Origin of the sequence: Bacteroides sp. 43_46 (genome assembly GCF_001915455.1) — a bacterium.
GTDB lineage: Bacteria > Bacteroidota > Bacteroidia > Bacteroidales > Bacteroidaceae > Bacteroides > Bacteroides caccae.
Window position 1 is genome coordinate 207,697 of sequence record NZ_MNQN01000017.1, and the last position, 6,727, is coordinate 214,423.

The following is a 6,727-nucleotide window of genomic DNA, read 5'->3' on the forward strand; positions in this document are numbered from 1 at the left end:
TTTAATTATTGAAAGTCATTTGGAAACCAACATTAAAGACGCGTTGTGTCGGGTATTTCAAACCACTACCACCGCCTTGTTCCGGATCCCATAAATCAAACTTGGAGAATGTCAACAGGTTAGAACCGCTGATATAGAAACGCATTCTCTTAAATGTATACCCGAGCTCCATATTTTTCAGTTTCAAGAACGAACCGTCACGCATCCAATAATCGGAAGTACGGCCGGAGTTACCGGGATTCGTATTATTCAAACTTGTCTTACGGGTCAAACGCGGATATTTTGCATCCACATTCTGATTAGTCGGTGACCATCTGTCGTTTGCCACAAACTGCAACACATTACGCAGTGAATTGTCTCCGAAAGGATGGAATCCACTCATAAACAAAGAAGTTTTCGCTACTCCCTGGAAGAAGAAAGAGAAGTCCCAGTTCTTATATTTGAACGAAGGTCCGAAACCATATACGATTTCAGGAACAGTCGGATTTCCAATCCACGTCCAGTCGTCCACATCCACGATATCATCTCCATAACCATGCATATTTGAGACATTGAGATATTTAATATCACCGGCTCCCAATGTAGATCCCATTTGTTGATTGTAACGGTCTATTTCAGCCTCATCCAAGAACAATCCATTTGACAAATATCCCTGGCTCACATTAGCACTCTGACCCACTTTTGACTGAAAAGCATATTTAGGAGCTTCGTCATATTTAGTAATCTCATTGTGCGCATAAGTAAACGTTCCTTTAAAGTTCATATAGAAATCCTTGCTGAACGCCTTGTTGTAATCAATCGAAAGGTCGAGTCCCTGGTTTTTCATCTCGGCAAGATTACCGAACACATCAGTATTTCCGGTTCCCAAATATGTAGGAATAGTTCCTTTTTTCTGGAATATATCTCTACGGGTCTCACGGAAAATGTCAACAACAATGTTCAGGCTGTTCAATAATTGCAAGTCAATACCCAGATTGATCTTTTCTCCTACCTCCCAAGTGATGCTATTGTTTTCATAGCGGGTGTAAACAGGTCCGCTCAATCCATAGTTTTGGTCGATACCGGTAGTAAATCCCTTGCCGGACAAGTTAATTGTAGGCATATAAATAAATCTTTCGCCACCGATCTGGTCATTACCGACCAATCCCCATGAACCACGCAACTTCATGCTGGTGATGACTTTACGCAAAGGTTCAAAGAAACTTTCTTCACTGATATTATATCCCAGTGCTATGGAAGGGAAAAATCCCCAGCGATGTCCTTTCGCGAAATTCTCCGAACCGTTATATCCCATATTGACTTCCGCCATATATTTTCCATCGTATGCATACGAAAGGCGGCCTGCAAGACCTTGTTTACGTTTAGGCAGAGAATTGATAAGATTGTTACCCGGTACATTATTCACGAGTTCATCCTGATTATAAAGCAACATGGCATTTACATCATGTCTTCCGAACGTGCGGTTATAATCTACCATTGCTTCCAGATAAATCCGGCGATCTCCTGCCGTCTCGTTAGTACTATTCAAGTCAGTCGACACTTCATTACCGACTCTGTTTGTAGTATAGCTATATGAACCATCTTCATTCTGTTCATACGATCCCAACAGATATTTATTCCAGCCGGCGCTATATTTATTAATAGACTTCGACCAGTTTTTGAACGTACCCAACGCTTTGAAACGAAGCCCTTTAGTCAGGAAATCCAATTTCTGTTCAAATTCAAGAGCGGCGATAACCGTACTTTCAAACGTATCATTATATCCCGTAGTCAACTGAGCAACCGGGTTACCCTGATAAGCCGTAATCAAACGGTCCGTAGTACCCCATTTCACGTGATTGGTTGTTCCGTCCGGTTCATAGAAAACAGGTGCTTCAACCGGGCTTGAATTCATTGCATCTGCAAAAATATCATCAATTCCGCGGTTAGGCTCGCGCAAATCACGAAGTTGGACGTTCAATCTTACGGATAACTTTGATGATTTGCTGAGATATGCGTTGATATTATTCTGGAAGGCATAGCGCATCACATCAATATTATTGTTATAAGAGAAAAAGTCCTTAGAACGGTTCTTCAACATACCCGATTCGTGGTTGACCGAAATACTTGAGAAATAATCAATCTTCTTTCCACCGCCACGGATGTTAAAGTTAACTTTCTCATTGAAAGCTACATCGTTAAACATCTCATCATACCAATTCACATCGGGGAAAACATACGGATTGAGTTTCATACGTGTACCGTTAATCTTGTCCTGACTATACAAAACGTCCGGACTGCCGTCGTTCTTTACAGCCTCGTTGAACAGTTCCATATACGTAGCTCCGTCCACGAACTTAGGCGTCTTGGTCGGTTGGCTGATTTGTCCCTCTACGCGGAAATTTATAATCGGTTTATCCAGGTTTTGTCCGGACTTCGTAGTAACAATCATAACACCGTTTGCACCACGGGTTCCGTACATTGCCGTAGCGGTAGCATCCTTCAAAATGGAGAATCCGTCAATAACCTCGGGATCCAAAGCATTCAAATCAGCCGAAGATACCTGTACACCGTCGATGATAATCAGAGGAGACGTAGCCTCACTCAAGGTTGAGATTCCTCGAATCCAGAAATCCGACCCGTCTGCACCGGGACGACCTGTACGCTGAACAGCAACCACACCGGATAAACGTCCGGCAAATGAATTGGAAAGATTCGTTGAAGGGACTTTCAATTCCGCCGGACGGATAGCCTGCACCGAGCCTACCATACTCGCCTTCTTCTGTCCTGTTCCGTAAGCTGTCACCACAACCTCTTCAAGCGCCTGTGCATCTTCCGACAAATCAATAGCAAGTACTTTGCGGTTGCCTACTTTCACTTCCTTAGCTGTGTATCCCACATACGAAATTTTCAGAACATCCTGCGGACCTGCCTGAATCACAAACTTACCGTCGATGTCAGTGATAACTCCCGTTGTGGTACCTACAATAGCGACACTCGCCCCAATGACAGCCTCGCCCGTGCGTGCATCCGTCACGACACCCACAATTTCCGTTTTCTTAGCTTGTTGGGCCGATTCCGTTTTACTCACTTTCAGAACAACATCATTGCCTTGAATCAGATAAGTGATTCCCGTATTAGCAAATACTTCGTTCAATACCTTATCAATCGGACCCGAACAATTGATATTTTTCAATCGAATGTTTTTCAAATCCGCCGCATTGTAAAAGAAGACATAATTACTGTTTTTTTCAATGAGCATAATAGCTTCTTTGATTGTAATAGACTGCCCTTTCACCGTGATATGCCCCTGAGCTCCAAGGACCGTCAACGGATAAAAAAGCAAAACCAGCACGATATACTTGAAATATCGCACGCTACTGTGAAAACTGAGTGATTTTCTCATGCTTTAATTAATTTGATTAGACATATGGTTAATAAAAATGGACTAGTATAAAACGATCCGGTCATCCGTCTGCCGGATATTTAGATTCAGGCTGAAACAAATCTTATTCAGTACCTTGTCCAGAGGCTCATTATAATGAATGCTGCCGCTGAATGAGGATTCATCCTTACGTACTCCCTGTAAGAGAATATCAGTATGGTACATCTGGCTTACGATCTGAATCAATTGAGCCAACGGGACATCCTTGAAATTATATCTCCCGTTTTCCCAACTGATATTAGCGATATTGTCAATTTGCGTTTGTGAATCAACCGAGTTGTAAATGAGTTTCTGCAAGGGGCGCATCACCGTTTTTTGTCGGGTAGACGGAACATTAAATTCAATCTTACCTTCAAACAGAGTTATCTCGCTACGGTGTGCGTCCTCTTGCTTTACCAAAAAACAAGTTCCCTTCACCTCAATAAATGCATCATTTATATATACCTGAAACGTATTTCCCTGATGTTTGCGTACTTCAAATAAGGAATTTCCTTCCAGCCACACTTTCCTGTCCCGGGCGAATGTTTTTGCATACCGAATCGAACTACCCGGCTGCATCCACACTTTTGTGCTATCAGGCAACACATATAATTGATTCTTTTCTGCGATTATTTTAATCGTTTTTTCTACTCCCATATCATCGTTTCCGGATAAAAACAGTAAACCGCCTATTACTAAGAGGATTACGACAGCAGCAGCCAGTGAGTGCCATAGTTCTATATGAACTAAAGTATCGGATTTGCCTTCACATCTACGTTGGACATTCTTCCATATCCTTTTTTTAACTTCCGACTTTATTGGGTCATCTTCAAACTGTTTCCATTGCTTTTTCATCTCGTTTTCTACCGAATTTCTTTTCAGTAGATTCTGTTTTTCTTCCGGCAATAACTGTTCAACCAGAAGTCTTCTTATTAATGTTTTTCTTTTATCTGTATTTGTTTCCATTTCAATTCTGTTCTTCAATAATTGGTGTTACATATATAAATACACCGCAGCCCGGCTTATCCCTACAAGAAAAAACGATTTTATTTGAAAAAAGATAAGATTTTCCTGTTTTTCCCTTTCTTCTCCTTCTTTTATCTCCGATTTGCTTTAGTTCATATAGAACTATGGTAAGCCCTCCAGTATATTCTAAGGCATATTCTCACTCATCCGTATAATAATCCGCCAAAAAGAACGCAAATACTAAAAAATCTTTTTTTTTCAGAGAATAGATAGGGATACTGGTTAATTAGTAGTATTTATGTAAGAAATAAACATCTAATAAACTACAAAACGCATGAAAAACCTCTTGCCATTGAAATCACTCTTATCATTTGCATTATTGGTTTGTTCTACCAACATTTCTGCAAATAAAATTATCTCGGTTTCTGATTTCGGTTTAAAGCCCGACAGCCGCATCAATGCCGTACCGTTTGTACAAAAAGCAATCAATGCCTGCAAACAACATCCCGGCTCCACGCTTGTCTTTCCCAAGGGGAGATATGACTTTTGGGCACAGCACGCCATTGAAAGAGATTATCACGAAACGAATACTTACGATGTCAATCCTAAAATCCTTGCCGTACTGCTGGATCAAGTCAACAACCTGACTATTGACGGCAACGGCTCGGAGTTTATCATGCACGGCCGTATGCAACCCTTCACCTTGGACCGCTGCCAAAACATCACCCTGAAAAACTTCTCCGTTGACTGGGAAATCCCTCTAACCGCCCAAGGCACCGTCACTCAATCCACCCCCGACTATATAGAAGTGGAAATCGACACCCGCCAATATCCTTACATCATAGAAAACAAACGGCTCACCTTTGTCGGTGAAGGTTGGAAAAGCGGGCTGTGGTCTATCATGCAGTTTGACCCTGAAACCCACTTCGTCCTGCCCAATACCGGCGACAACCTGGGATGGCGCCCTTATGATGCGACAGAGGTAAAACCCGGACTGGTACGCCTCGCCGATCCGAAAAGGGAAGCCAACAAACGTTTCCCCGCACCGGGCACTATCCTCGTGTTGAGACATAGTACCCGTGACCATGCCGGTATCTTCATCTACCACAGCACGGACACCAAACTGGAGAATCTGAAGTTATTCCATACCTGCGGATTAGGAATCCTGTCACAATACAGCAAAAATATCGCATTCAACGATGTCCACATCATCCCCAATGCCGCAAAAGGACGTGTATTAAGCGGACACGACGACGGCTTCCATTTTATGGGATGCAGCGGGCTGCTCAAAATAGAAAATTGCAGCTGGGCCGGATTAATGGATGACCCGATCAATATCCACGGAACTTGCTCACGCATCATGGAAGTTCTCTCCCCCACCCGTATCAAATGTAAATTCATGCAGGACATGAGCGAAGGTATGGAATGGGGACGCCCGGACGAAATGATCGGATTCATTGAACACAATACAATGCGCACCGTAGCAACCGGAAAAATGAATAAGTTTGAAGCGCTCAACAAGGCCGAATTTATCATTGAGCTATCCGCCCCGCTCCCTGCCGGAGTAGAGGCCGGATACGTGATAGAAAACCTGACTTGCACACCGGATGCGGAAATACGCAACTGTCATTTCGGAAGTTGCCGTGCACGCGGCTTACTAGTATCAACTCCGGGAAAGGTCGTTATCGAGAATAACATATTCGAATCAAGCGGTTCCGCTATTTTAATTGCCGGAGACGCCAATGCCTGGTATGAATCAGGGGCCGTAAAAGATGTACTTATCCGTAATAATGATTTTCGTTATCCTTGCAACTCTTCAATTTACCAATTCTGCGAGGCTGTGATTAGTATCGACCCGGAAATACCGACACCGGAACAGAAATATCCCTACCACCGCAATATCCGTATTGTGGATAACACCTTTCATCTTTTCGACTACCCGATCCTCTTTGCCCGCTCGGTAGACGGACTGACTTTCTCCGACAACACGCTGATACGTGACACGACTTACCAACCTTATCATTACCGCAAGGAAGGTATCACGCTGGAAGCCTGCAAATTGGTAGTCATCTCTAATAATAAGATCGAAGGGGATGTGCTAGGGAGAACCGTTAAATTCGACAGGATGAAATCGTCGGATATAAAGATTAGCAAGAATCCTTTTTTCCGAAAATTGAAATAATAAGTTCTGCTACAAAAAAGTTTTTAGGTTCTTCTTCAAATTTGGTGGTAATTTACCCAGTCGGTGGTATCTCCATTCCCCTCCTTCCCGGAGGTTGTGTAAAAAGTAAGCATCAAGTGTTCTTTGACATATTGTATTAAAAAGGAAATGCTCTTTATCTCTTTATTTTGGTATTT

Annotated in this window: 3 protein-coding genes; 1 reads left to right on the forward strand and 2 read right to left on the reverse strand. The window is 42.7% G+C overall.

All coding sequences use genetic code 11. The features are described from left to right. Position 1 precedes the first annotated feature (1 nt). Together BHV72_RS02000 and BHV72_RS02005 are read right to left on the reverse strand one after the other, a co-directional pair. Positions 2-3,385 carry a TonB-dependent receptor gene (locus BHV72_RS02000; protein ID WP_022042542.1) on the reverse strand — a complete coding sequence of 1,128 codons (3,384 nt, stop codon included), beginning with the start codon at positions 3,383-3,385 and terminating at the stop codon, positions 2-4. A gap of 42 nt (positions 3,386-3,427) precedes the next feature. Further along, on the reverse strand, positions 3,428-4,369 hold the full coding sequence (locus BHV72_RS02005; RefSeq protein ID WP_149921483.1) for a FecR family protein: 942 nt from the start codon (positions 4,367-4,369) through the stop codon (positions 3,428-3,430). 334 nt (positions 4,370-4,703) lie between these two features. On the opposite strand from BHV72_RS02005, the gene BHV72_RS02010 reads away from it, so the two are divergent. Beyond that, complete coding sequence (locus tag BHV72_RS02010) at positions 4,704-6,551, forward strand: right-handed parallel beta-helix repeat-containing protein (protein WP_286853949.1); 1,848 nt, start codon at positions 4,704-4,706, stop codon at positions 6,549-6,551. Positions 6,552-6,727 lie beyond the last annotated feature (176 nt).